Source organism: Humidesulfovibrio idahonensis (genome assembly GCF_054657715.1).
Genome location: NZ_BAAHYE010000003.1, coordinates 1,917,468 through 1,940,456, shown reverse-complemented (window position 1 = coordinate 1,940,456; position 22,989 = coordinate 1,917,468). Strand labels below are relative to the sequence as shown.

Here is a 22,989-nt window from a genome sequence, read left to right as displayed (position 1 = left end):
GGCTACTGGCCGGGGCCCTGCATGGGCGCCTGCACCTTGGTCATGGCCTCGGTGAGCTTGGCGGCCTTGTCGGTCTTCACGTAGGTCATTATCTCGCCCGCGACCTTGGGCTTCATGCCGGTCAGAATCTTGACGGCGAGCTCCTGGTCCATGTTCGAGAGCACCTCCGCGGCCTGCTTGGGCTTCATGGCCTGGTAGGTGGCCACCTGGCGCTTGATGCGCTCGTCCTTCAGCACGTCGGCCTGGTCGAGCAGCTTCTTGATGGAGGCCTCGACGCGCTTGAGCTCGGCCAGCTTGTCGTCGACGCTCTTCTCCATGGCCGTCAGGGCGCGCTCCTTGGCGGCCAGCTCGGCCTCGCGGCGGTTGGCGTCCTTGGCGGTCTGGCTCTCGTTCACGCGGGTCTGCGGAATGGCGTTCTCGGCCAGCATGTCCCCTTCCCCGGCGGAGGCGGAGGCGTCGGCCGCGGGGGCCACGTCGGGCGGGGCGGGCTGCTTTTCCGCCTTGCCGGTCTGCGCGGCAAGCGCCTTGGACAGTGGCAAAATATCGTCGCCCTTGAGCTGCTCCCAGAGGTTGATTCCCAAAGCGCCAAGCACGGTGAGCTTGAGTGCGGCCACAACCGCCAACGCCGCAAGGACGCTAACGATCTTGGGATTTATGGCGAATCGTTGCCATTTCGTCGAACTCTTTTTGCTCTCTTTGGTTCTCTTGAACATGGTGTTTTTTGGCCTGCCGGTCCTTCAGTTTTTCCAGGAGCTTCTTTTCCCTGGAACGGAGCACGGCCTCCTGGCGGCATGTTTGCAAAATCGAGGCCAGCCTTTCCAGCTCGGCCCTGGCGCTGACAAGGTCCTTTTCCAGGGCCTCGCGGTACTGGGTCCAGAGCCAAATGTCCGACTGGGTGGCGTGGGAGCCGAAGCCCCGCTCGTTGTGGGCGGCCAGACGCGTGCTTATGTCCACGATGATCTGCTGCTGCGAGTCGTGCCGGGCCTGGGCCTGGGCCAGCGCTAGGCGCGCCTGCTCCTCCAGCTGCCGGCGGTACTCCAGCACTTTTTCCAGTCGGAACACAAAAGGCTTGCCCATGGCCCGTCATGCCACGATAGCCCCACGGCGGCAAGGGCCCGCCCCGGCGCGTCCGGCGAAGCGGCGCAAGCAGCCCCGCCCGCTTGCGCGCAAACGGCCGCCGGTGTACACGCAAGGCCAACAGAGCACCCTCTTCCGGCCTGGCCGCGAACCAAGGACACCCATGACGCCCCCCGCACGCGCAATCATCTTCGACCTGGACGGCACCCTGCTGAACACCCTGGCGGACCTGGCCGACTCCGGCAACGCGGCGCTGGCCGCCCTGGGGCTGCCCCAGCACCCGCAAGACGCCTACCGTTTCTTCGTGGGCCTGGGCATGGAGGAACTGGTGCGCCGCATGCTGCCGGAGGACCGCCGCGACCCGCAGACCCTTGAGACCGCGACGAAAACCGTCGTGACGGAATACAAGCGCCGCTGGAAGGACAAGACCCTGCCCTACCCCGGCATCAAGGAGCTGCTGGACGCCCTGCACCAGCGCGGGCTGCCCGTGTGCGTGCTTTCCAACAAGCCCCAGCCCTACACCGACCTGACCATCGAGGCGTTCTTTCCCGGCGGCCCCTTCACCATCGTGCGCGGGGCGCGGCCAGAAGTGCCGAACAAGCCGCACCCGGCCGGCGCCCTGGCCCTGGCCGCGGAGCTTGGCCTCGCGCCCGGCTCCGTCGTCTTCGTGGGCGACTCGGCCACGGACATGAAGACCGCGCGCGGCGCGGGCATGCTGCCCGTCGGCGTGTTGTGGGGCTTCCGCGACGAAGCCGAGCTTTCCGCCAACGGCGCGCGGCACATCATCAGCCAGCCCGGCGAGCTTTTGGGTCTGCTGGACGGCATAAGCGCCAAGGGAGCCTAGCCGCCCATGCGCCAGGCGCCGCCCCGCTGCACGGATCAGGACGCCCTGCCCGGCGACACCGACCTGCTGAACGCCGTGAACGCGGGCGTGCTGGTGCTCGACGCGCAAAACGGAGAGGTGCTCTGCGCCAACGACCGGGCGCGGGTCATGCTCTGCGGCGGGGACGAAACGCCCAGCCTGGCCACGCTCTTTCCCCGGCAGGAGTTCAGCCTCATTGAACTGGCAAAAGGCATACACGGCGTGGAATGCCGGTTGCCCGGCCCAGGCGGCAAAAGCGTGCCCGTGCTTCTGGCCTCGCGCCCGGTGGCGCGCGCGCAAGGGCAGAAGCTCGTCATCCTGACCCTGACGGACCTTTCACTCTTGCGCCAGGCCGAGGCCCGCTACCAAAGCTTTTTCGAGAACGTCATCGAGGGCGTGTTCCAGTCCACCCAGAGCGGCCATTACCTCATGGTCAACCCGGGGCTGGCCTCCATTCTCGGCTTCGACTCCCCGGCCGAGCTCATCGCCCACTTCAACGACCTGCGCAGCCAGCTCTACGTGGACCCTTCCGACCGCGACACGCTTTTCAAGGTCCTGCGCGAAACCGGGCAGATCACCGGCTTCGAAACGCAGTTCATCTGCAAGAACGGCGCGACCAAATGGATCTCCCTCACCGCGCGCGAGGTGCGCGACCCGGCGACAGGCGAGCTGCAGTACATCGAAGGCCTGAACATCGACATCACCGCCCGCAAGGAGGCCGAGCGCGCCCTGAAGGAAAGCGAGGAGAAGTTCCGCCACACCTTCGACCAGTCGCCCATCGGCGCGTCCATCGTCAGCCTGGACAACACCTTTCTGCGCGCCAACGAGGCCTTCTGCCGCATCACCGGCTACACCGAGGCCGAACTCAAGACCATCACCTTCGACTCCATAACCCACCCGGACGAACGCGGCGAAAGCCTGTTCCAGTACGACCGGGTGAAGCGCGGCGAGATAGACTCCTGGGAGCAGGACAAGCGCTACCTGACCAAGGACGGGCGCGAGGTCTGGGTGCACCTTTCCGCCGGGCTCGTGCGCGACTCGTCCGGCAAGGCGCTCTACCTGCTGCCCATGGTGCAGAACATCAACGACCGCGTGGAGACCGAGCTGGCCATGCAGGCCATCAACGCCGAAAAGGAGCGCCTGCGCTCCGGCCTGGAGGCCGTGTTCCGCTCCATCCCCGACGCCATCATCACCGTGGACACGAACATGCGCATCATCCAGACCAACCGCGCCTTGAGCGAGGTCTGCTGCATCGGCTCAGAGCTTTCGCAGGACAAGGACATCTCCTGCATCAGCGGCTCGTGCAACCGCGCCTGCTTCACGGTTTTGCGCACCACGCTGGAAACGCGGCGGCCCGTGCAGGAGCACCGCGTGGAATGCCAGACCCACGCCCCCGGCAAGGTGGTGGTCATCAACAGCTCGCCCCTGCTCGACAGCGAGCACAACTTCGCGGGCGCGGTGCTCGTCATCCGCGACATAACCCGCCTGGCCGACCTGGAGAAGCGCCTCACCGACCTGCACAGCCACCGGGGCATTGTGGGCAAAAGCAAGGTGATGCAAGACATTTACGCCGTGCTGGACCAGCTCTCCGACGTGGAATCCACGGTGCTCATCACCGGCGAGAGCGGCACCGGCAAGGAGCTGGTGGCCGAGGCCCTGCACTTTGGCGGCGCACGCAGCAAAGGCCCCCTGGTGAAGGTCAACTGCTCGGCCCTTTCCGAAAACCTGCTGGAGAGCGAACTTTTCGGGCACATGCGCGGGGCCTTCACCGGAGCCATCCGCGACAAGATCGGCCGCTTCGAGGCCGCCGAGGGCGGCACCATCTTCCTCGACGAAATAGGCGACATCTCCCCGCGCATTCAGCTGAACCTTCTGCGCGTGCTGGAGCGCAAGGAGTTCGAGCGCGTGGGCGACTCGCGCACGCGCAAGGCCAACGTGCGCGTGCTGGCCGCCACCAACGTGGACCTGCTGGACAAGATCCGCCAGGGACTCTTCCGCGAGGACCTCTACTACCGCCTCAAGGTCATGGTCATCCAGCTGCCGCCCCTGCGCGAGCGCACCGAGGACATTCCGCTGCTCATGGCCCACTTCATCACCCATTTCCAGGCCAGCTTCGGCAAGCACCTCAGCAAATGCTCCGACGAGGTCATGCGGGTGTTCATGACCTACCCCTGGCCGGGCAACGTGCGCGAGCTCAAGTACTCGCTGGAGCACGCCTGCATCTTGTGCCCGGGCGGAGAAATCACCTCCGCCCACCTGCCGGCCGACCTGCTGCGCTTCAGCAAAGGGCAGGGCCAGGTCAGGCCCGCGCCGGCCTTGCTGACGCCGCGCCTGGGGCAAAGCGGCGGGCTGCGGCAGGAGGACATCCTGGCCGCCCTGGCCCAAGCGGGGGGCAACAAGGCCAAGGCCGCGCGCGTTCTTGGCGTGGACCGCCGCACCCTCTACCGCAACATGGCGAAACATCAGCTTTCCTGATCCCGCCCCCGCGCCCTGCGCAAAGTGTGGCGCCACACATTCGAGGCGCCACACATGTGACATACGCCACACATTCCCCACATGTTTCGGCCCACGCCCAAGACACGGAAAAAAGCCTTTACTTCCTTGAAATGATACGCGCTCAGGTGTAATCGCATTCTAGGATTAAAGCTCGCGAGGGCTGGCACGGCGATTGCTCAAGCGGGCTATCAGCACACCCAACCAGCATGGTCCCCCCCGATCCCGTCGAGGACACTGCAGGCTGCGCGCGCACGGAGGCCTTGACCGGCCAAAACGCCGCAAGGGGCCGAAAGACCCCAAGCAAAACCAGGAGCCGCCGCAAGCGGTTCAAGGAGCAGTCGCATGGCAGTCGAAACCGTGAAGAAGCCCCTCTACAAATCGCTGTACTTCCAGGTCATCTCCGGCATCCTTATCGGCATCGCCCTGGGCATGCTGTTCCCCGGCAAGGAGAACCTCGCCGCGCAGATGAAGCCCCTCGGCGATGCGTTCATCAAGATGATCAAAATGATCATCGCCCCGATCATTTTCTGCACCGTCGTGGTCGGCATCGCCAAAATGGGCGACATGGGCAAGGTCGGCCGCGTGGGCATCAAGGCCATGCTGTATTTCTGGACCATGACCCTCATCGCCCTGGCCATCGGCCTGGTGGTGGTCAAGGTCTACGAGCCCGGCGTGGGCATGAACATCGACGTAGCCTCCCTGGACGCCGCCTCCGTGGCCAAGTACGCGGGCGAAAGCAAGAAGCTCTCCACCGTCGACTTCATCATGCACATCATTCCGAACAACGTGGTGGACGCCTTCGCCAAGGGCGAAATCCTCCAGGTGCTGTTCTTCTCCATCTTCTTCGGCCTGGCCCTCTCCTCCCTGGGCGAAAAGGCCAAGAGCGTCACACGCTTCGTCGATGAATTCGGCAAGGGCCTGTTCAAGGTCGTGCACTACATCATGTACTTCGCGCCCATGGGCGCCTTCGGCGCCATGGCTTACGTGGTGGGTTCCTTCGGCGTGGGCACGCTGCAGCAGCTCATGTACCTCATGGCCGGCGTGTACACCACGTGCATCGTCTTCATCTTCGTCTTCCTGGGCATCGTCTGCAAAGTCACCGGCTTCAGCCTCTGGAAGTACCTCAAGTTCATCAAGGAGGAGATCCTGCTCGTGCTCGGCACCAGCTCCTCCGAGGCGGCCCTGCCGCGCATGATGGCCAAGATGGAGGTCGCCGGCTGCGACCGTTCCGTGGTGGGTCTCACCCTGCCCATGGGCTACTCCTTCAACCTCGACGGCACCTGCATCTACCTCACCATGGCCAGCGTGTTTTTGGCCCAGGCCACCAACACGCCGCTGTCCTTCGGCGACGAGATGTACATGATGGGCATTCTGCTTCTGACCAGCAAGGGCGCGGCCGCTGTCACCGGCGGCGGCTTCATCACCCTGGCGGCCACCCTGGGCAGCCTGGGCACCATCCCCGTGGCCAGCATGGCCATTCTTCTCGGCGTGGACCGCTTCATGAGCGAGGCGCGCGCCATCACCAACCTCATCGGCAACGGCATCGCCACCATCGTCGTGGCCAAGTGGGAAAAGGCGCTGGACATGCCCGCTCTGCAAAGGGCGCTTGCCGGCACCAATGAAGAGGCTGAAGACGCTCCCGAGGAAATGCTCGAGGGAGCGGTTGTAAGAGTGGAGAGCGGCAACAGGCACCACGGCTGAGGCCAAGACCCGCCGAGCTTTTGAACCCTGTGCAGGAGGAACTATGTCCCTTCCATTGACGGCTAATCATCCCACCTTGAGCGCCCGCCGCCTGGACGGCGTGCTGGACTGGGCGCAGATGCTTTCGGGCGTCTGCCTCATCGGATTCATGTGGGCGCACATGCTTCTGGTGGCCAGCGTGAACATCGGCCCGGAAGTCATGAACGCCATCGCCGGCTTCTTCGAGAACACCGGCATGGTCCAGGCCGGCGGCCCGGTGATCTTTCTGCTTTTCCTCGCGCACTTCCTCCTTGCGGCGCGGAAAATCCCCTTCCGTCTCGAAGGGCAGAAGACCATCTGGGAACACGCCAAGATGCTGCACCACACCGACACCTGGCTCTGGGTCGTCCAGGCCGTTTCGGCCATGATCATCCTGGTCATGGGCTCCATCCACATGTGGGTGGTGCTTTCCGACCTGCCCATCACGGCGATAAAAAGCGCCGAGCGCATCCGCAGCGGCGCGTGGGTGTTCTTCTACATGCTGCTCCTGCCCCTGGCGGAGCTGCACGTGGGCATCGGCCTCTACCGCATCGCGGTGAAGTGGGGCTTCGCCGGCCGCGCCGAGCGCAAAGGCTTGAAGCGCGGCGAAAACCTGCTCACCCTGATCTTCATCACCATCGGCGTGCTCACGCTGATCCGCTTCTGGTTCCTGAAAGGATAGGGTGGGGAATATGCAGACAATCTACACCGACGTACTCGTCATCGGCGCCGGCCTGGCCGGCGAACGCGCGGCCATCGAGGCCGCCCAGGCGGGCTTCTCCGCCATCTGCCTGAGCCTTGTGCCCGCCAGGCGCTCGCATTCCTCGGCCGCCATGGGCGGCATGCAGGCCTCCCTGGGCAACTGCGCCAAGGGCGAGGGCGACTGCCCGGACGTGCACTTCGCCGACACGGTCAAGGGCTCGGACTGGGGCTGCGACCAGGAAGTGGCCCGGCTCTTTGCCGACAACGCCCCCATCGAGATGCGCCAGCTGGCGCACTGGGGGGTGCCCTGGAACCGCGTGGTGCCCGGCAAGAGCATGTACTTCAAGGGCGGCAAGCAGTTCGAGAAGGAAGAAAAGGAAGAGAACCGCGGGCTCATCACCGCGCGCGACTTCGGCGGCACGGCCAAATGGCGCACCTGCTACGTGTCCGACGGCACGGGCCACAGCGTGCTCTTCACGGTCGACAACGTCTGCGCCCAGCTGGGCGTGGAGGTGCACGACAAGACCGAGGCCATCGCGCTCATCCACGACGGCGTGACCTGCTTCGGCTGCGTGGCGCGCTGCCTGCGCACCGGCGAGCTGCGCGTGTACCTGGCCAAGGCCACCACCATCGCCTCCGGCGGGTTCGGGCGCATCTACCCCTGCACCACCAACGCCGTCATCTGCGACGGCGGCGGCCACATCCCGGCCATCAACACCGGCCTGGTGCCCATGGGCAACATGGAGGCCGTGCAGTTCCACCCCACGGGCATCGTGCCCACGGACATCCTGGTCACCGAGGGCTGCCGCGGCGACGGCGGCACCCTGCTCGACGTGAACGAAGAACGCTTCATGAACATCTACGAGCCGGAGAAGCAGGAGCTGGCCAGCCGCGACGTGGTCTCCCGCTGGATGACGCACCACATCCGCCAGGGCAAGGGCGTCAAAAGCCCCTATGGCGAGCACCTCTGGCTCGACATCCGCCACCTGGGCGAAAAGCACATCACCGGCAAGCTGCGCGAAGTGTACGAGATCTGCACCAGCTTCCTCGGCGTCGACCCCATCCACCAGCTCATCCCCGTGCGGCCCACCCAGCACTACAGCATGGGCGGCGTGCGCACCAACAAGGACGGCCACGCATACGGCATCAAGGGCCTGTTCAGCGTGGGCGAGTCCGCCTGCTGGGACATGCACGGCTTCAACCGCCTGGGCGGCAACTCCCTGGCCGAAACCGTCGTGGCCGGCGGCATCGTGGGCAAGAAGATCGCCGAGTTCCTGCAAGGCGCGGAGGTCACCTTCAACTCCGCCGTCATCGACGACGAGGTGAAACGCCAGCAGGAGCGCATCCAGAACGTCATCAGCTGCAAGTCCGGCACCGAGAACGTGTTCAAGGTCCGCCAGGCCATGCAGCAGGCCCTGCACATCGGGGCGAACATCTTCCGCACCGACGCGGGCCTGACCAAATGCGTGGCCGAGCTGCAGGAGATTCTGCAGCGCGCGCGCAAGGTGGGGCTCAAGAGCAACGGCCTGGGCGTCAACCCGGAGCTCTCCAGCGCGCTCAAGATCGAAGGCCAGGTCAAAATGGCCCTCATGGTCGCCTACGGCGCGCTCAAGCGCACAGAGTCCCGCGGCAGCCACAACCGCGAGGACTTCACCGCAAGAAACGACCGCGACTGGCTCACGCGCACCCTGGCCTACTGGAAGAGCGAAAAGGACGATCTGCCGACCCTGGAGTACGAGGCCGCCACGCAGATCTTCCACATTCCGCCAGGAGACCGCGGCTATGGCAAGAGCGAGATCATCAAAGCCGAGATCAAGGGGTAAATCATGGCCAGATCGCTGAAATTCAACATCTTCCGGTACAATCCGCAGGACCCGGAGTCCACCCCGCACATGGAGTCCTTTGTGCTGGAGGAAACGGACGCCATGACGCTCTTCATCGCGCTCAACCGCATCCGCGAGGAGCAGGACCCGAGCCTGCAGTTCGACTTCTGCTGCCGCGCTGGCATCTGCGGCTCCTGCGGCATGGTCATAAACGGCCGTCCGGGCCTGGCCTGCCACACCAAAATCAAGGACCAGCCCGCCGAAATAACCCTGCTGCCCCTGCCTGTGTTCCAACTGGTGGGAGACCTCTCGGTTGACACGGGCTCCTGGTTCCGCGAAATGTACGACGCCACGGAATCGTGGATCCACACGAAAAAGGTCTTTGATCCCAAGGCTCAGGAAGAACGCATGGAGAACGACGTGGCCGAGGCCATCTACGAGCTGGACCGCTGCGTGGAGTGCGGCTGCTGCGTGGCCGCCTGCGGCACGGCGCGCCTGCGCCCGGACTTCCTGGGCGCCGCGGGCCTGAACCGCGTGGGCCGCTTCCTCATCGACCCGCGCGACGAGCGCACCGAGCAGGACTACTACGAGATCATCGGCAACGACATGGGCATCTTCGGCTGCATGGGCCTGCTCGCCTGCGAGGACGTGTGCCCCAAGCACATGCCCCTGCAGGACCAGCTGGGCTTCTTGCGGCGCAAGATGGGCATCACCGCCCTCAAGAACTTCTTTGGGAAGTAGGGCGTTAACCGCGTAAGGACATTGAAGGAGACGCCATGAGAGAAATCAAGGCGGCGGACATCTCGGCGGCCGTGGCGCGCATGTGCGTAAGCGCCAACACCAAGCTGCCCGACGACGTGCGCAGAAAATTCGAAGAAGGCTACAAGAACGAGAGCACCGAGGCCGGCAAGGAGATCTTCCGCCAGTTGCTGGAGAACGCCGACCTGGCCTTCGAGACCAAGCTGCCGCTCTGCCAGGACTGCGGCCTGGCCATCTTCTATGTGGAGATGGGCGAGGACGTCCGCGTCGAAGGCGGCATAAACCAGGCCATCACCGAGGGCATGGTTGCCGGCTACAAGGACGGCTTTTTGCGCAAGAGCTCCTGCGACCCCATGACGCGCAAGAACACCGGCGACAACACCCCGGCCATCATCCACATCGACCTGGTGCCCGGCGACAAGCTCAAGATCAGCTACATGGCCAAGGGCGGCGGCAGCGAGAACATGAGCCGCGTGACCATGCTGGCCCCGAGCCAGGGCTGGGAGGGCATCAAGAAGTTCGTGGTGAACCGCGTGGCCGAGGCCGGCCCCAACCCCTGCCCGCCTGTCATCCTGGGCATCGGCATCGGCGGCACCTTCGAGTACGCGCCCAAGATCGCCAAGAAGGCGCTTTTGCGCAAGCTCGACGACACGCACCCGGACCCCAAGATCGCCGAGATGGAGGCCGAACTGCTGGCCGCCGTGAACAAACTGGGCATAGGCCCCATGGGCCTTGGCGGCAGCTACACCTGTCTGGCCGTCAAGATCGCCATGGCTCCCTGCCACATCGCCAGCCTGCCGCTGGCCGTCAATGTGCAGTGCCACTCCGCCCGGCACGAGGAGGTGGAATTCTAATGCCCACATACTCCCTCAACACCCCGCTCACCGATGCGGACATCGAGAAGCTGCGCGCGGGCGACGTGGTGCTCCTAAACGGCATCATCTATTCCGGCCGCGACGCCGCGCACAAGAAGCTCACGGACCTGCTCGACGCGGGCAAGCCGCTGCCCTTCGACCTCAAGGGCGCGAGCATCTACTACGTCGGACCTTCTCCGGCGCCTCCGGGCCGGCCCATCGGCTCCGCCGGCCCCACCACCAGCTACCGCATGGACGCCTACGCCCCGCGCCTCATCAGCCTGGGGCTCAAGGCCAGCATCGGCAAGGGCAAACGGTCGGATGAAGTGAAGAAGGCCATGCAGGAGCACAAGGCCGTGTACTTCGGCGCCACGGGCGGCGCGGGCGCGCTCCTGTCCAAGTGCATCACCGCGTCCAAGGTCATCGCCTTTGACGAACTGGGGCCCGAGGCCGTGCGCGAAATGACCGTGAAGGACTTCCCGCTGCTCGTCATCAACGACGCGTTCGGCGGGGAGCTGTACGCGAAGCCGAACCTGGAAGAATAAGCGAAGACTCCCGGGGGGGCCGGCGCGTGGGCGCTACCGCAGCCGGCCTTGCCTCCTGCCCCCCGGACGCGGCGTTTGGACAGGCCCCTGGTGCCCCGGATCATCAGGAACACCCCGTCCATCCGCAGGCGATGACGAGAGAAAAGAGGACGGACCTGGGCGCGGGCGGGAAGCTTCCCCCCGCGCCCTTGCCTGCGCCAAGGCAGACCATTTGCCTGAATTCGCAGGAAAGAATTCCAAGCCCATCCGCCCCGCGCCCTTGCCCTTCAAATCCCCCTCTGCTAACCTTGAGGACGCTGGTCGGGATTCCCCCCGCATCACCTACCCCGGGTTCCGCCCGGAGGAGCCGCCCATGCAGAGCCCAAGGCAGACCGTCGATCTCGTCGCCGAGCGCGATGTGGCCTTTGTTGAGGCAGTGGCGCGCGAAAGCGGCCAGGACCTGAAAAGCTGCTACCAGTGCGGCAACTGCACCGCCGGCTGCGTGTATACCCACGACTACGACATCCCCGTGCACCAGGTCATGCGGCTCGTCCAGCTGGGCCACAAGGAGCGCGCGCTCAGCTGCCGCTCCATCTGGCTGTGCGCCACCTGCCAGGCCTGCACCACCCGCTGCCCCAACAACATCGAGGTGGCCACGGTGATGGACGTGCTGCGCCACATGGCCCGGCGCGAGGGCCGCGCCCCGGAGCGGCTGGTCAAAAGCTTCGCCGACGGCTTTCTGGCCTCCGTGGCGCGCCACGGCCGCGTGTTCGAGGTCGGCCTGGCCGCCGTGTTCGCGGTCGTAAGCGGCAAGCCCATGCAGGACGCCGGCCTCGGTCCGGCCATGCTCTCCCGCGGGAAGCTGGCCTTTTTGCCGCACGAGCCCAGCCGCAAGGGCAAGGAGGAAGTCGCCGCGATCTTCCGGCGCTTCAAGGAAGGCACGCCCGGCCATGCCGCCGGACATGGCTCCGGCCAAATCTCCGGGGAGGACGCGAAATGAGCGCCACGCTCGGCTATTATCCCGGCTGTTCGCAAAGCGGCACCGCGGCCGAATACGACATCTCCAGCCGCGCCTGCTGCCAGGCCCTTGGCGTGGAGCTGGCCGACGTGCCGGACTGGACCTGCTGCGGCAGCACCCCGGCGCACACGGTGGACCACCACCTGGCCGGCGCCCTGGCCGCGCGCAATCTTCTCCAGGCCGAGGCCGCGGGCTTTGCGCGCGTGGCCACCCCCTGCCCCAGCTGCCTGGCCGCGCTCAAAACCGCGGACGCGCACCTGCATGGCCCCGGGGCCGATGAAACCTACCGCGCCGAGGTGGAGCGCCTGCTGGGCCGCCCCGCGCCCGGTCCGGTGGAGTCCGTCAGCGTGTTGCAGGTGCTTTTCGAGCAAGTGGGCCCGGAGGCCATCAAAAAGCTGGTCAAGCGGCCGCTCACGGGCCTGCGCGTGGCCCCGTACTACGGCTGCATCATGAACCGCCCACCAGGGCTCATGGCCTTTGACGACCCGGAGAACCCCGTGGCCATGGACGAGATCCTGGCCGCCTGCGGGGCCACGGTGGTGGACTTTCCCTTCAAGACCGAGTGCTGCGGCGCGGCCTTCGCCATGCCCCGGCTCGACATCATGCAGCGGCTCTCCGCGCGCATTCTGGACACGGCGCAAAACGCCGGGGCCGACTGCGTCGTGGTGGCCTGCCCCCTGTGCCAAATGAACCTGGACCTGCGGCGCGGGCAGGTGAACGCCGCCTCCGGCCAGGACATCCGGATGCCGGTGCCGTACTTCACGCAGTTGCTGGGTCTGGCCCTGGGTGTGGAGGAAACGAGGCTCGGCCTGGCCAAGCTGGTGCTGCCCCTGGCCCCGGCCCTTGCGGCCGCGCATGGGCGCGAGCAGGCCCTTGAGGCCGAGCGCGCGGCCAAGGCGGCGGCCAAGAACGGCAAGCCCGCCGCCCAAAACGGCGCCCAGCCGTGCAAGGAGGACGCCCCATGCGCATAGGCGTCATGGTCTGCCATTGCGGCAACAACATCGCCGCCACCGTGGACGTGGAAGCCGTGGCCGCGGCCGCGCGGGAGTTCCCGGACGTGGTCTACGCCACGGACCACATGTACGCCTGCTCCGACCCGGGCCAGAAGAACATCGAGCAGGTCATCCGCGACCTGAAGCTGGACGGCGTGGTGGTGGCCTCCTGCTCGCCGCGCATGCACGAGGTGACCTTCCGACGCGCCGTGGAGCGCGCGGGCCTCAACCGCTACATGTTCGAGATGGCCAACATCCGCGAGCACGTGGCCTGGATTTCCCTCGACCGCAAGCGCAACACGCAGAAAGCCACGGACCTTGTGCGCATGGCCGTGGAAAAGCTGCGCGTGGACCGGCCGCTGACGCCCAAGAGTTTCGACGTGCAGAAGCGCGTGCTCATCGTGGGCGGCGGCGTGGCGGGCATACAGGCCGCGCTGGACTGCGCGGACGGCGGGCTCGACGTGGTGCTGGTGGAGCGCAGAAGCTCCATCGGCGGCATCATGAGCAAGCTCGACAAGACCTTTCCCACCGTGGACTGCTCCGTGTGCGTGCTGGGCCCCAAGATGGTCGACGCGGGCCAGAACCCGCGCATCACCCTGCACACCCTTTCCGAGGTGGATGACGTCTCCGGCTACGTGGGCAACTTCGAGGTCAAGATCCGCAAGCACACCACCTACGTGGACTGGACCAAGTGCACCGGCTGCGGCGCGTGCGAGGAAAAATGCCCCAGCCGCAAGGTGCCCGACGCCTTCAACGAGAACGTCAGCTTCACCACGGCCATCGGCATTCCCTTCCCCCAGGCCATTCCCAAGCGCGCCACCATAAGCGCCGCGCACTGCATCCGCCTCACCAAGGGCAAGTGCGGCGCGTGCGCAAAGGTCTGCCCCACCGGGGCCATCGACTACGACATGCAGGACGAGGTGGTGACCGAGAAGGTGGGCGCCATCATCGCGGCCACGGGGCTCAATCTCTTCGACCACAAGAAGTGCGGCGAATACGGCGCGGGCCGCTACCCGGACGTCGTCACCTCGCTGGCGTACGAGCGCATGCTCTCGGCCTCCGGCCCCACGGCCGGGCACATCAAGCGCCCCAGCGACGGCATGGAGCCCAAGACCGTGGTCTTCATCTCCTGCGTGGGCAGCCGCGACCGTTCCCTCGGCCGGCCGTACTGCTCCGGCTTCTGCTGCATGTACACGGCCAAGCAGGCGCTGCTGACGCGCGACCACATCCCCGACTCCAAGGCCTTCGTGTTCTACATGGACATCCGCGCCAACGGAAAGGGCTACGAGGAGTTCGTGCGCCGGGCCCAGGAAGAATACGGCGTGGAGTACGTGCGCGGCCGCGTGGCGCAAATCTACCCGCGCGACGGCCAGCTCATCGTGCGCGGCGCGGACACCCTGCTGGGCACCCAGGTGGAGGTGGCCGCCGACCTGGTGGTTCTGGCCGTCGGGGCCGAGGCCGCCCAAGGCTCGCCGGAGCTGGCCGAAAAGCTGCGCATCTCTTACGATGCTTACGGCTTCTTCATGGAAAGCCACCCCAAGCTGCGCCCGGTGGAGACCAATACCGTGGGCGTGTTCCTGGCCGGAGCCTGCCAGGGGCCCAAGGACATTCCCGCCAGCGTGGCCCAGGCCAGCGCCGCGGCGGGCAAGGTGCTGGCCCTGCTCTCCAAGGACAAGCTTGAAAGCGATCCGCAGATCGCCCTGGTCACCGCCAACCGCTGCATCGGCTGCGGCAAGTGCGAACGCACCTGCCCCTTCGGCGCCATCCGCATGCGCGAGCTGCGCGACGGAAGCCTGCGGGCCGAGGTGGTGGAGACCGTGTGCCAGGGCTGCGGCATCTGTAGCGTCACCTGTCCAGTGCGGGCCATCCAGCTGCAGCACTTCACCGATTCCCAGCTCCTTGCGGAGGTCAATGCGCTATGCCGGACATGGGACGAGACTACCGAATCATAGGTTTTTTGTGCAACTGGTGCTCATACGGCGGCGCGGACGCGGCCGGCGTGGCGCGCTTCAGCCAGCCCACGGACCTGCGCATCATCCGCGTGCCCTGCTCGGGCCGGGTCGATCCCATGTTCGTGGCCAAGGCGCTTTTGTCCGGGGCCGACGGCGTGCTGGTCTCCGGCTGCCACCCGCGCGACTGCCACTACTCCGAGGGCAACCTCTACGCCCGGCGCAGGCTGGAGATGCTGCGGCGCTTCCTGCCCATCCTCGGCGTGGACGAGGGCCGCTTCGAGTACGTCTGGGTCTCCGCGTCGGAGGGCTCCCGCTGGCGCGACATGGTGACCAAGTTCACGGAGAAGATCCACGATCTCGGCCCCATGCCGCGCATGACCGAACCGGCCCGCACCCTGTGCTCCCTTGAGGGCATGCTGGGCCAGTCCCTTTCGCAGCCGGACATGGCCCAGCCGGGCCCGGCCCTGCCGGACTGGGACAAGCCGGCCGAGGCGGTGCTCTCCCAGGCCGACATCGCGGGCATCTCCACCGCAGAGAAGCCCAAGGAGGGCGGCAATGGCTGAGACACGCACCGAAGACAGCCGCGTGGCCCAGCTGCGCGCCTCCGTCATAAGCGAGCTGCCCAACGTGGACTTCGTGCTGGGCTATACGCGGGGCTTCGACCCTCTGCACGCCACGCCCATCACCGTGCGCACGGAAAAAGACGCGACAAAGCTCATCTTCGACGCCACCTGCGTGCAGAACCTGGCCACCAGTCTGTACGGCCTGCGCGGCAAGCGCATGGGCCTGGTGGTCAAGGGCTGCGACTCGCGCTCCGTGGTGGAGCTCTTGCAGGAAAAGCTGGTGGACCGCGAGAATCTCGTGATTTTCGGCCTGCCGTGCGAGGGCGTCCTCGACCTGGCCAAGGTGCGCGTGCGCGCCGACATAGCCCAGGCGCGCGGCGCGGAGTTCGTGGGCGAGGAAGTGCGCCTGCTTTTGCCCGAGGGCGAAAAGATTCTGCCCCGGCGCGACGTGCTGGCCGACAAGTGCCTGCGCTGCCGCTACCCCAATCCCATCGTCTCCAATCACATGATCGGCGCGGAGCTTACGCCCAAGGGCGAGGAAGACACCTACGCCGACCTGGATGGCTTTGAGAAGCTTTCGCCCCAGGAGCGCTTCGACTTCTGGAAGCGGCAGATGAGCCGCTGCATACGCTGCTACGCCTGCCGCAACGCCTGCCCCCTGTGCGTGTGCAAGCACATGTGCCTGGCCGACAGCCGCGACCCGCACTGGCTCACGGCCGAGGCGACCCTGCAGGAGAAGTGGCTGTTCCAGGTCATGCACGCCCTGCACTTGGCCGGGCGCTGCACCGAATGCGGCGAGTGCCAGCGATCCTGCCCCATGGGCATTCCCATTTTGCTGCTCAAGCGCAAGATGAACCGCGAGCTCAAAGAGGTCTTCAACTACGAGGCCGGCGTGGACCCCGAGGCCGTGCCGCCCCTGCACACCTTCCAAATGGAAGAAGACAAGATCAAGGACCGGGGGCAGCTATGGTAGCGCGCTTTCTTGCACACGACGCGTTGACGGCCCAGGCGGCCGCGTGGGCGCGGGACTATCACCTGCTGGCGCCCGTGCGCGAGGGCCAGGCCGTGGTCTACCGCCCCTGGGCCAAGGACATGCACCCCTTCCTGGGTCGTCCGCCCACGTCCTCGGCCAAGCAGGCGCTTTTGCCGCAGACCGAGAACCTGCTGACCTACACCTACCGCAAGGACCACGCGGACCTGACCAAGACCGAGGTGTTTTTGGCCGAGCCGCTGCCCTCCGAGCCGACTGTGGTGCTGGGCTGCCGCCCCTGCGACGCGCGCGGCCGCAAGCTGCTCGACCGCGTGTTTTTGGAGCGCGGCGTGAAGGACCCGCTGTACGAGGCCCGGCGCGCCTCCACGCTCTTCGTCACCGTGGCCTGCCAGCGCATGGAGAACACCTGCTTCTGCCACTGGACCGGCGGCGGCCCCATGTCCGAGGAAGGCTCGGACGTGCTGCTCTTCGAGGTGGGCGGCGGCTATGTGGCCAAGGCCGTGACCGCAGCCGGGGAAAAGCTCGTAAGCGCCCTGCCCGAGGCCCCGCAAAAGGCCCAGGAGGAGCTCGCCGCGCTGCTGGCCAGCCCCGTGGAGCCCGGCTCCGCCCCGGACCTGCGCCAGGTGCCGCAGCGCTTTTTGGCGCTCTTCGACAACATGGACTTCTGGATGGACCAGAGCGCGCGCTGCCTCTCCTGCGGGGTGTGCACGTACCTCTGCCCCACCTGCTCCTGCTTCAACATCACCGACGAAAACAGCGGGCTCAAGGGCAAGCGTCTGCGCACCTGGGACACCTGCATGAGCGCCCTCTACACCCTGGAAGGCAGCGGCCATAACCCGCGCGTCAGCCGGGCGCACCGCCTGCGCAACCGCGTGGGCCACAAGTTCTGCTACCACCCGCAGGAATTCCCCGGCGCAGGCGACGCCCAGCCAGAGGTCTCGTGCACGGGCTGCGGCCGGTGCATCAAGTCCTGCCCGGTCTCCGTGGACATTCGCCGCGTCGTGCTCGACATTCTGGAAAAAGGGGAAAACCAGTGAGCCAGAACCCCTACATGCCGCAAATCGCCACCATCATCGAAACCTTCGATGAAACGCCGGACATCAAGACCTTCCGCGTGGTGCTGCAGGACGAGGCGGCCATGCGCGCGTTCCGTTTCGAACCGGGCCAGGTGGGCCAGCTCTCGGTGTTCGGCACCGGGGAGAGCACCTTCGTCATCTGCTCGCCGCCGACGCGCATGGACTACCTGCAGTTCAGCGTCATGCGCGTGGGCGAGCTGACGCACCGTCTGCACACCCTGCGCGAGGGCGACCCCGTGGGCCTGCGCGGGCCCCTGGGCAACCACTTCGACTACGAGGCCATGAAGGGCAAGGACATCATCTTCGTGGGCGGCGGCCTGGGGCTGGCCCCCTTGCGCACCCTGCTGCTCTTCATGCTCGACAACCGGGCCGACTACGGCAAGATCACGCTGATCTACGGCGGCCGCACCCCGGAGCATCTGTGCTTCAAGGACGAGCTGAAGGAGTGGGCGGAGCGCGGCGACATGCGCGTGGAGCTCACCGTGGACAACGCGGACAAGAACTGGCAGCACCGCACCGGCGTTGTGCCGGCCGTGCTCACCGACCTGAACGTGAGCCCGGAGAACGCCGTGGCCGTCACCTGCGGCCCGCCCATCATGATCCGATTCACCATCCAGGCGCTGGAGAAGCTGGGCTTCAAGGACGAGCAGATCGTGACCACCCTGGAGCGGCGCATGAAGTGCGGCGTCGGCCTGTGCGGCCGCTGCAACATCGGCGAGAAGTTCGTCTGCGTGGACGGCCCGGTGTTCACCCAGGCCCAGCTCAAGGGGCTGCCGCAAGAATTTTAGGCTTCCGCCGCAGGAAGCATTGACATCCGGCCGGAAAAGCGTACCCAGGAATCATAGGCCCTTTCCTTCAACTTACCAGTGGAGGACACACCAATGGACCAGGAAGCTTCGTAGCCGGTTAAGGGACGGTTTCTCCATTTTGAGCCAGCCCGGCGCGTTCGCAGCCAGGCAAGCCGCCCGCAAGGGGCCATGGAACGCCGAACAGTACCTGACCAGTTTCCGTAAGACGCCTCCCAGGAGCTTGAGGGAGGCCGCCCGAGACAACCACCAGGAGCGCCCGAGACCGGCGCAAATCTGCACAGGCAGAGGTGGAAACGTCGGCGAAAGAAGGCCGAGAACCAGTACCCGGGGCAGAGGGCGCAACACAGTCAGATCCTGCAAACCGTCACGGATCAGACAGGCGCACCCCGCCTAACGCGCCGCCCAGGGTTACAACGGAGTTTGAGGCAGCGACGCCACTGCGCCGCAAAGACACAAAAGCAGCAAGATCAAGGCCGCGCCGGGCAACCGGGGCGGCCTTCCTTTTGGCGTGTGGGCAACGGCCCATGCCGCGTTGACTTTCCCCGCGCCCGGCGTAGGAAGGATAGAGCCCCCCTTACACCGTTACAGGAGGAATCAGCATGAGCAAACGTTTTTCCCGGTTCCTTTGCCTTGTGGGCCTCTGCGCCCTGCTTGCCCCCGTGGCGCTCATGGCCGCGGACATGGGGCAAATGGCTGGCCAGGGCATGATGGGCGCGCAAAGCATGATGGGCGCGGCGGACGGCGCCTCGCTCATGCACCACATCCTCAAGACCGACCCCTACGTGAAATGGGACCTGATGCCCGGCACCACCAAAATGCGCCAGGGCAAGGAGCCCCACGGCGCGCTGCAGAACGTCTACGTGAACAAGCCGGCCATGAAGGCCATTCAAGGCAAGGCGGGCGCGCTGCCCGACGGCGCCATCATCGTGAAGGAGAACTACACGGCCGCGGGCAAGCTGGCCGCGGTCACGGTGATGTCGAAGAAGAAGGGCTACAACCCGGCGGCCGGAGACTACCTCTGGCTCAAGTACGGCCCGGACATGAAGATCATGGCCCAGGGCAAGGCCGATCCTTGCATCCAGTGTCACACCAGCGCCAAGGACAACGACTACGTCATGCTCGCCCCGCTGAAGTAGCGGCGGCCCCAAGCTCAAGAAAAAGGCCGCGCCGGAGCAACCGGGGCGGCCTTCCTTTTGCCAGAGGCGGACAGGAGCGGGCTAGAAGCGGAACAGGGCGAACTCGTTGGGGCTCAGGGAGGCGTCGTGGTCCGCGTCGGCCCGAGCGAACTCCTCCCTGTGCTTGCGCGCAAAATACCGGTCCAGGTCCTGGCGGCTCACATAGCCGTCGCCGGAGATGTTCAAGTCGCGCGCGCTGACCGTGCCGCAGGACTCGAAGCCTTTGATGCCCGCCTTTTGGAACTCCTCCTGCGTCAGCATGCCGTCGCCGTCCAGGTCCACGTCCTCGATGCGGAAGGGCCGCACGGTTGCGCTTTTCTTCGTGGCGTAGGCCATGACTTCCGCCAGACTCACGCGGCCATCGTGGTCGCCATCAAGCTCGTGGAAGGATGGCGCAGCGGTTTTCGCCAGGGGCGGCACCTGGGCGAAGCCCGGAGCGGCAAGGCACAGCAAAGCGGCCAGGGCGGAGGAGGAGGCGAGGAGAGCGGAGCGGCGCATGCGGATTCCTTTGGTTGGAGGCGTTACAGGAAGCGCACGGGCGGACGCTTGCGCTCCGGCAGGCGCTTGTAGCCGTACTTCGGGCGGCCCAGCATGAGCGCGCCGTAGATCTTGTGGCTTTCCGGAATGCACAGGGCCGAGGCGATGGCCTTGCTGCGCCCGGCCGCGTGGGTGAACAGCCCGGCCCAGCAGGTGCCCAGGCCCAGGGCGTGGGCCGCCAGGTCGAAGTGCGCCAGGGCCACCACGCAGTTGGTGGTGTTGTCCATGCCGCCCTTGGGCGCGTGGGCCACCACAAGCTGCGGCGCGTTGCGCAGGATCAGGTCTATGCCCTGATCCCAGGCGTTCAGATACGGCATGAAGTACGGCAGCCGCCGCAGCGACTTGGCCGTCAGGTCCACCAGGGCGATCATGAGGTCCGGGTCCTCCGCCACAATCCAGTTCACCGGCTGGGTGTTGATGCCCGAGGGCGCATAGCGCGCGGTGTCGATGCAGCGGCGCACCAACTCCTTGTCCACGGGCTTGTCGCGGAAGCGGCGCACGCTGCGGCGCGAGCGCATGAACTGCTCGGCCGCCTCTGGGCTTATGTTCAGCGCCGGGTCCAGGGGCACCAGCTCGGACGGGCGCTGCCCGGCCAGGGTGATGGCGGCCGTGGGGCACACGGCGATGCAGTGGCCGCACAAAATGCAGCGCTCGGCCGCCTCCGGCAGCACCACCGGAAACTTGTCCTTGCCGCGTTCGAACAGAAAGGCCGGGCACTCGCTGATGCACAGGCCGTCCTTGTTGCACAGGGAAAGGTCGATGTCGATGTAGGCCACGGTCGTCCTCCTTCTACAGCTGCGAAACAACGCCCACCACGGCTCCGGTCATCAGCGAGGCGATGACGCCGGCCAGCAGCGCGCGCATGCCAAGGCCAGTTATTTCCGACCGGCGCTCCGGGCACAGGGTGCCCAGCCCCGCGATAAGAATGCCCACGCTGCCGAAGTTGGCGAAGCTGCACATGGCATAGGCCAAAATGAGCCGCGCCTGGGCCGAGAGGGCCTCCGGCGGCAGGGCCGCCATGTCGATGAAGGCCAGAAACTCGTTCAAAATGATCTTGGTGCCGATGAGCGCGCCCGCCGTCTGGGCCTCGACCCAGGGAATGCCGATGAGCCAGGCCACGGGGGAGAGCAGCACGCCCAGGGCCCGCTCCAGCGTCATGGGCGCGCCCGCCACCGGCGGCAAAACGCCCAGGCCCAGGTTCACCAGCTTCACCACGGCCACGAACACGATGAGCATGGCCACGATGTTCCAGAAGAGCTGCAAGCCCTCCCAGGTGCCCCGGCACAGGGCGTCCACGGAGCCGGCGGCCGATGACTTGGGCATCTCGCGTCCCAGGGTGGGCCGGCCTTCCTCCGGCAGCAGCACCGAGGCGATGAGCAGCGCGGCCGGGGCGTGGATGATGCTCGCCGTGAGGATGTGGCCCAGGGCGTCGGGGATCACCGGGCCCAGCACCGAGGCGTAGAGCATGAGCATGGTGCCCGCGATGCAGCTCATGCCCGTGGCCATGAGGGCGAAGAGCTCGCTTCTGGTCATCACGGCCAGATACGGGCGGATCAGCAGCGGCGACTCGATCATGCCGAGAAAGATGCAGCCCGCCGCGCCAACGCCAAGGGCGCCGCCTATGCCCATGGTTTTCTCGAGCATGAAGGAGAACAGGCGCACCACGCGCTGCAGCACGCCCCAGTAGAACAAGAGCGAGGTGAGCGCCGCGATGACGATGACCAGCGGCAGGGACTGGAAGGCCAGGCTGAAGTTGAGGGCCGGGTTGGCGGAAACATAGGGAGTCGGCGCGCCGCCCACAAAGCCGAACACGAAGCTGGTGCCCGCGCGGGTGGCTGTCTCCGCCGCCTGCACCAGGGCGTTCAGGCCCATGAACACGTCTTTCAGCGCGGGCACCTTGAGCACCAGCCCGGCGATGGCGAACTGCAATCCCAGCCCGCCGATGATCATGCGCCAGGGCACAAGACGGCGGTTCGTACTCAAAAGCCAGGCAAAGAAGATGAGGCAGAAAAGACCAAAGGCGCTGTGCAGCACGTCACACTCCCGAATTGGCGATCAGTCTTGGCACCATGCGGGATTTTGGTGCGTTTGTGAAGAGGGAGGGCTTCTTGCCGGCCTGGCGGGGTTGACCGCAAACGGCCGCTCGGGTTAGCGTTATAAATATCATGCAATACATTCATCTCCACATAAGGACTCTCCATGTCGAATAAGCCTTGGCTGCTGACCGAATGCGTGCGCAACGCCTGGAGCGCGCTGAACGAAAACGCCCCGCTGCGGCGCAACGTCCTCGGCAACGTCCTTTTCCTCACGCTGCTCTGCATCGCCCTCGCGGCCTTCGGCATCGAGATGGGCGGAAAAGCACCCAGGGCCTATTCGCCCAGGCTGCTTTCCGTGGCCTTCCTGCCCGCGGAATTCTATATCTTTGATCTTTGCCTGGGCGCGACCCCGCGCACGGGCCTGGCCATGTACCGCGACATGCGCCTGCTCAAACTCCTGGGGGCAGTGCTGCGGTTCGGCCTCCTGGTCTTTGGGGCCATGGTCGTCTTCCTCGTGCCGGGGGGCATTGTCTTCCTCCTGGTGAAACACGCAACCGGAATGGCGGTCCCTCTCGCCATCGTGTTCCTGATCGTCCTCTGGGTCACGTTCACGGTGCTGCTTTCCGCCTACAGCGTCCGGTTCATGTTCCTGCCCGTGGTCGTGGCCCTGCGCGACCCCAAGCCCGTCACCACCCTGTACCGCGCCACCAAGGGAAAGGCCTGGCGACTCGCCAAGGTGCTCTTTTGGCCCTACGGGGTGCTCATCGTGGCCAGCGTCGGCATGGAGATGGTCGGCCTCGCGCTGGAGCGCAGCATGGGGTTCGTGGCCCTGGCCCCATGGTTTCTCGTCGACGCCTGCCTGACCGCGCTCATCTGCTGCGCCTCGGCCGTGCTGCTGGCCCTGGTCTACCGCTGCTTCATCGCGCCGCAGCCGGAAACCGGGGCAGCCGGGCTCGGCGGAGACGGCGCGGAAAGCGCGCAGGAACAGCCGACGTTCTCCGCGTAATCGAACGCGGCAGAGCCG

The 22,989-nt window shown here is 66.1% G+C and carries 22 protein-coding genes; 17 read left to right on the top strand and 5 right to left on the bottom strand.

The features are described 5' to 3' along the window. Nucleotides 1-2: 2 nt before the first annotated feature. A complete protein-coding gene (locus tag ACYQ4W_RS14930) occupies nt 3-614 on the bottom strand; it encodes a MotE family protein (RefSeq protein WP_459858211.1) in 612 nt (203 codons plus the stop codon). A 22-nt stretch (nt 615-636) separates the two neighbouring features. After that, nucleotides 637-1,077: a flagellar export protein FliJ gene (gene fliJ / locus ACYQ4W_RS14925; protein WP_459858209.1), complete on the bottom strand. Its 441-nt coding sequence runs from the start codon at nt 1,075-1,077 to the stop codon at nt 637-639. A gap of 163 nt (nt 1,078-1,240) precedes the next feature. Here fliJ and ACYQ4W_RS14920 point away from each other — a divergent pair, with 163 nt between their 5' ends. The 16 genes from ACYQ4W_RS14920 (at nt 1,241) to ACYQ4W_RS14845 (ending at nt 19,353) form a co-directional block, all read left to right on the top strand. Beyond that, a complete protein-coding gene (locus ACYQ4W_RS14920) occupies nt 1,241-1,921 on the top strand; it encodes an HAD family hydrolase (RefSeq protein WP_459858206.1) in 681 nt (226 codons plus the stop codon). 6 nt (nt 1,922-1,927) lie between these two features. Continuing rightward, a complete protein-coding gene (locus ACYQ4W_RS14915; RefSeq protein ID WP_459858203.1) occupies nt 1,928-4,414 on the top strand; it encodes a sigma 54-interacting transcriptional regulator in 2,487 nt (828 codons plus the stop codon). Between the two features lie 363 nt (nt 4,415-4,777). Then, on the top strand, nt 4,778-6,136 hold the full coding sequence (locus ACYQ4W_RS14910) for a dicarboxylate/amino acid:cation symporter (RefSeq protein ID WP_459858200.1): 1,359 nt from the start codon (nt 4,778-4,780) through the stop codon (nt 6,134-6,136). A 43-nt stretch (nt 6,137-6,179) separates the two neighbouring features. Beyond that, complete coding sequence (locus ACYQ4W_RS14905; RefSeq protein WP_459858197.1) at nt 6,180-6,836, top strand: succinate dehydrogenase/fumarate reductase transmembrane subunit; 657 nt, start codon at nt 6,180-6,182, stop codon at nt 6,834-6,836. Nucleotides 6,837-6,846: 10 nt separating this feature from the next. Continuing rightward, nucleotides 6,847-8,679 (top strand): fumarate reductase flavoprotein subunit, encoded by a 1,833-nt coding sequence (locus ACYQ4W_RS14900; protein ID WP_459858195.1) that lies wholly within the window; start codon nt 6,847-6,849, stop codon nt 8,677-8,679. A gap of 3 nt (nt 8,680-8,682) precedes the next feature. Beyond that, on the top strand, nt 8,683-9,420 hold the full coding sequence (locus ACYQ4W_RS14895) for a fumarate reductase iron-sulfur subunit (RefSeq protein WP_459858192.1): 738 nt from the start codon (nt 8,683-8,685) through the stop codon (nt 9,418-9,420). A 35-nt stretch (nt 9,421-9,455) separates the two neighbouring features. Then, nucleotides 9,456-10,292: a fumarate hydratase gene (locus ACYQ4W_RS14890; protein ID WP_459858189.1), complete on the top strand. Its 837-nt coding sequence runs from the start codon at nt 9,456-9,458 to the stop codon at nt 10,290-10,292. Continuing rightward, nucleotides 10,292-10,837: a Fe-S-containing hydro-lyase gene (locus tag ACYQ4W_RS14885; RefSeq protein WP_459858187.1), complete on the top strand. Its 546-nt coding sequence runs from the start codon at nt 10,292-10,294 to the stop codon at nt 10,835-10,837. The genes ACYQ4W_RS14890 and ACYQ4W_RS14885 overlap by 1 nt, the downstream gene beginning before the upstream one ends. 352 nt (nt 10,838-11,189) lie before the next feature. After that, nucleotides 11,190-11,816 (top strand): 4Fe-4S dicluster domain-containing protein, encoded by a 627-nt coding sequence (locus ACYQ4W_RS14880; RefSeq protein ID WP_459858185.1) that lies wholly within the window; start codon nt 11,190-11,192, stop codon nt 11,814-11,816. Beyond that, nucleotides 11,813-12,805, top strand: coding sequence for a CoB--CoM heterodisulfide reductase iron-sulfur subunit B family protein (locus ACYQ4W_RS14875; RefSeq protein WP_459858183.1), 993 nt, complete (start codon nt 11,813-11,815; stop codon nt 12,803-12,805). Before ACYQ4W_RS14880 ends, ACYQ4W_RS14875 begins: the two co-directional genes overlap by 4 nt. Next, entirely contained in the window at nt 12,796-14,778 is a 1,983-nt protein-coding gene (locus tag ACYQ4W_RS14870; RefSeq protein ID WP_459858181.1) for a 4Fe-4S binding protein, read from the top strand. Before ACYQ4W_RS14875 ends, ACYQ4W_RS14870 begins: the two co-directional genes overlap by 10 nt. Further along, the gene (locus ACYQ4W_RS14865) at nt 14,745-15,341 is read left to right on the top strand and encodes a hydrogenase iron-sulfur subunit (protein ID WP_459858179.1); all 597 of its coding nucleotides are present in this window, start codon (nt 14,745-14,747) and stop codon (nt 15,339-15,341) included. Before ACYQ4W_RS14870 ends, ACYQ4W_RS14865 begins: the two co-directional genes overlap by 34 nt. Then, complete coding sequence (locus tag ACYQ4W_RS14860) at nt 15,334-16,314, top strand: 4Fe-4S dicluster domain-containing protein (protein WP_459858176.1); 981 nt, start codon at nt 15,334-15,336, stop codon at nt 16,312-16,314. Before ACYQ4W_RS14865 ends, ACYQ4W_RS14860 begins: the two co-directional genes overlap by 8 nt. Next, the gene (locus tag ACYQ4W_RS14855; RefSeq protein ID WP_459858174.1) at nt 16,308-17,369 is read left to right on the top strand and encodes a 4Fe-4S dicluster domain-containing protein; all 1,062 of its coding nucleotides are present in this window, start codon (nt 16,308-16,310) and stop codon (nt 17,367-17,369) included. The genes ACYQ4W_RS14860 and ACYQ4W_RS14855 overlap by 7 nt, the downstream gene beginning before the upstream one ends. Before the next feature lie 14 nt (nt 17,370-17,383). Continuing rightward, nucleotides 17,384-18,196, top strand: coding sequence for an FAD/NAD(P)-binding protein (locus ACYQ4W_RS14850; protein WP_459858568.1), 813 nt, complete (start codon nt 17,384-17,386; stop codon nt 18,194-18,196). 620 nt (nt 18,197-18,816) lie between these two features. Next, on the top strand, nt 18,817-19,353 hold the full coding sequence (locus ACYQ4W_RS14845) for a cytochrome P460 family protein (RefSeq protein WP_459858172.1): 537 nt from the start codon (nt 18,817-18,819) through the stop codon (nt 19,351-19,353). 81 nt (nt 19,354-19,434) lie between these two features. Here the strand turns inward: ACYQ4W_RS14845 and ACYQ4W_RS14840 are convergent, their stop codons facing one another. From ACYQ4W_RS14840 to ACYQ4W_RS14830, 3 genes are read right to left on the bottom strand one after another with little or no spacing between them, the layout of a single operon-like run. Then, nucleotides 19,435-19,890, bottom strand: coding sequence for an EF-hand domain-containing protein (locus tag ACYQ4W_RS14840; RefSeq protein WP_459858170.1), 456 nt, complete (start codon nt 19,888-19,890; stop codon nt 19,435-19,437). A gap of 23 nt (nt 19,891-19,913) precedes the next feature. Then, nucleotides 19,914-20,705 carry a nitroreductase family protein gene (locus ACYQ4W_RS14835; RefSeq protein ID WP_459858168.1) on the bottom strand — a complete coding sequence of 264 codons (792 nt, stop codon included), beginning with the start codon at nt 20,703-20,705 and terminating at the stop codon, nt 19,914-19,916. A 13-nt stretch (nt 20,706-20,718) separates the two neighbouring features. Next, entirely contained in the window at nt 20,719-21,963 is a 1,245-nt protein-coding gene (locus ACYQ4W_RS14830; protein WP_459858166.1) for a NupC/NupG family nucleoside CNT transporter, read from the bottom strand. 165 nt (nt 21,964-22,128) lie between these two features. Here ACYQ4W_RS14830 and ACYQ4W_RS14825 point away from each other — a divergent pair, with 165 nt between their 5' ends. Beyond that, nucleotides 22,129-22,971 (top strand): hypothetical protein, encoded by an 843-nt coding sequence (locus ACYQ4W_RS14825; RefSeq protein ID WP_459858164.1) that lies wholly within the window; start codon nt 22,129-22,131, stop codon nt 22,969-22,971. Nucleotides 22,972-22,989 lie beyond the last annotated feature (18 nt).

What these genes read in the sequence shown, in the direction of transcription:
- ACYQ4W_RS14895 (WP_459858192.1), top strand. Translation starts at nt 8,683, where the DNA reads ATGGCCAGATCGCTGAAATTCAACATCTTCCGGTACAATCCGCAGGAC.
- ACYQ4W_RS14860 (WP_459858176.1), top strand. Translation starts at nt 15,334, where the DNA reads ATGGCTGAGACACGCACCGAAGACAGCCGCGTGGCCCAGCTGCGCGCC.
- ACYQ4W_RS14875 (WP_459858183.1), top strand. Translation starts at nt 11,813, where the DNA reads ATGAGCGCCACGCTCGGCTATTATCCCGGCTGTTCGCAAAGCGGCACC.
- ACYQ4W_RS14840 (WP_459858170.1), bottom strand. Translation starts at nt 19,890, where the DNA reads ATGCGCCGCTCCGCTCTCCTCGCCTCCTCCTCCGCCCTGGCCGCTTTG.
- ACYQ4W_RS14880 (WP_459858185.1), top strand. Translation starts at nt 11,190, where the DNA reads ATGCAGAGCCCAAGGCAGACCGTCGATCTCGTCGCCGAGCGCGATGTG.
- ACYQ4W_RS14915 (WP_459858203.1), top strand. Translation starts at nt 1,928, where the DNA reads ATGCGCCAGGCGCCGCCCCGCTGCACGGATCAGGACGCCCTGCCCGGC.
- ACYQ4W_RS14850 (WP_459858568.1), top strand. Translation starts at nt 17,384, where the DNA reads ATGCCGCAAATCGCCACCATCATCGAAACCTTCGATGAAACGCCGGAC.
- ACYQ4W_RS14890 (WP_459858189.1), top strand. Translation starts at nt 9,456, where the DNA reads ATGAGAGAAATCAAGGCGGCGGACATCTCGGCGGCCGTGGCGCGCATG.
- ACYQ4W_RS14855 (WP_459858174.1), top strand. Translation starts at nt 16,308, where the DNA reads ATGGTAGCGCGCTTTCTTGCACACGACGCGTTGACGGCCCAGGCGGCC.
- fliJ (WP_459858209.1), bottom strand. Translation starts at nt 1,077, where the DNA reads ATGGGCAAGCCTTTTGTGTTCCGACTGGAAAAAGTGCTGGAGTACCGC.
- ACYQ4W_RS14865 (WP_459858179.1), top strand. Translation starts at nt 14,745, where the DNA reads ATGCCGGACATGGGACGAGACTACCGAATCATAGGTTTTTTGTGCAAC.
- ACYQ4W_RS14825 (WP_459858164.1), top strand. Translation starts at nt 22,129, where the DNA reads ATGTCGAATAAGCCTTGGCTGCTGACCGAATGCGTGCGCAACGCCTGG.
- ACYQ4W_RS14900 (WP_459858195.1), top strand. Translation starts at nt 6,847, where the DNA reads ATGCAGACAATCTACACCGACGTACTCGTCATCGGCGCCGGCCTGGCC.
- ACYQ4W_RS14885 (WP_459858187.1), top strand. Translation starts at nt 10,292, where the DNA reads ATGCCCACATACTCCCTCAACACCCCGCTCACCGATGCGGACATCGAG.
- ACYQ4W_RS14910 (WP_459858200.1), top strand. Translation starts at nt 4,778, where the DNA reads ATGGCAGTCGAAACCGTGAAGAAGCCCCTCTACAAATCGCTGTACTTC.
- ACYQ4W_RS14870 (WP_459858181.1), top strand. Translation starts at nt 12,796, where the DNA reads ATGCGCATAGGCGTCATGGTCTGCCATTGCGGCAACAACATCGCCGCC.
- ACYQ4W_RS14845 (WP_459858172.1), top strand. Translation starts at nt 18,817, where the DNA reads ATGAGCAAACGTTTTTCCCGGTTCCTTTGCCTTGTGGGCCTCTGCGCC.
- ACYQ4W_RS14920 (WP_459858206.1), top strand. Translation starts at nt 1,241, where the DNA reads ATGACGCCCCCCGCACGCGCAATCATCTTCGACCTGGACGGCACCCTG.
- ACYQ4W_RS14905 (WP_459858197.1), top strand. Translation starts at nt 6,180, where the DNA reads ATGTCCCTTCCATTGACGGCTAATCATCCCACCTTGAGCGCCCGCCGC.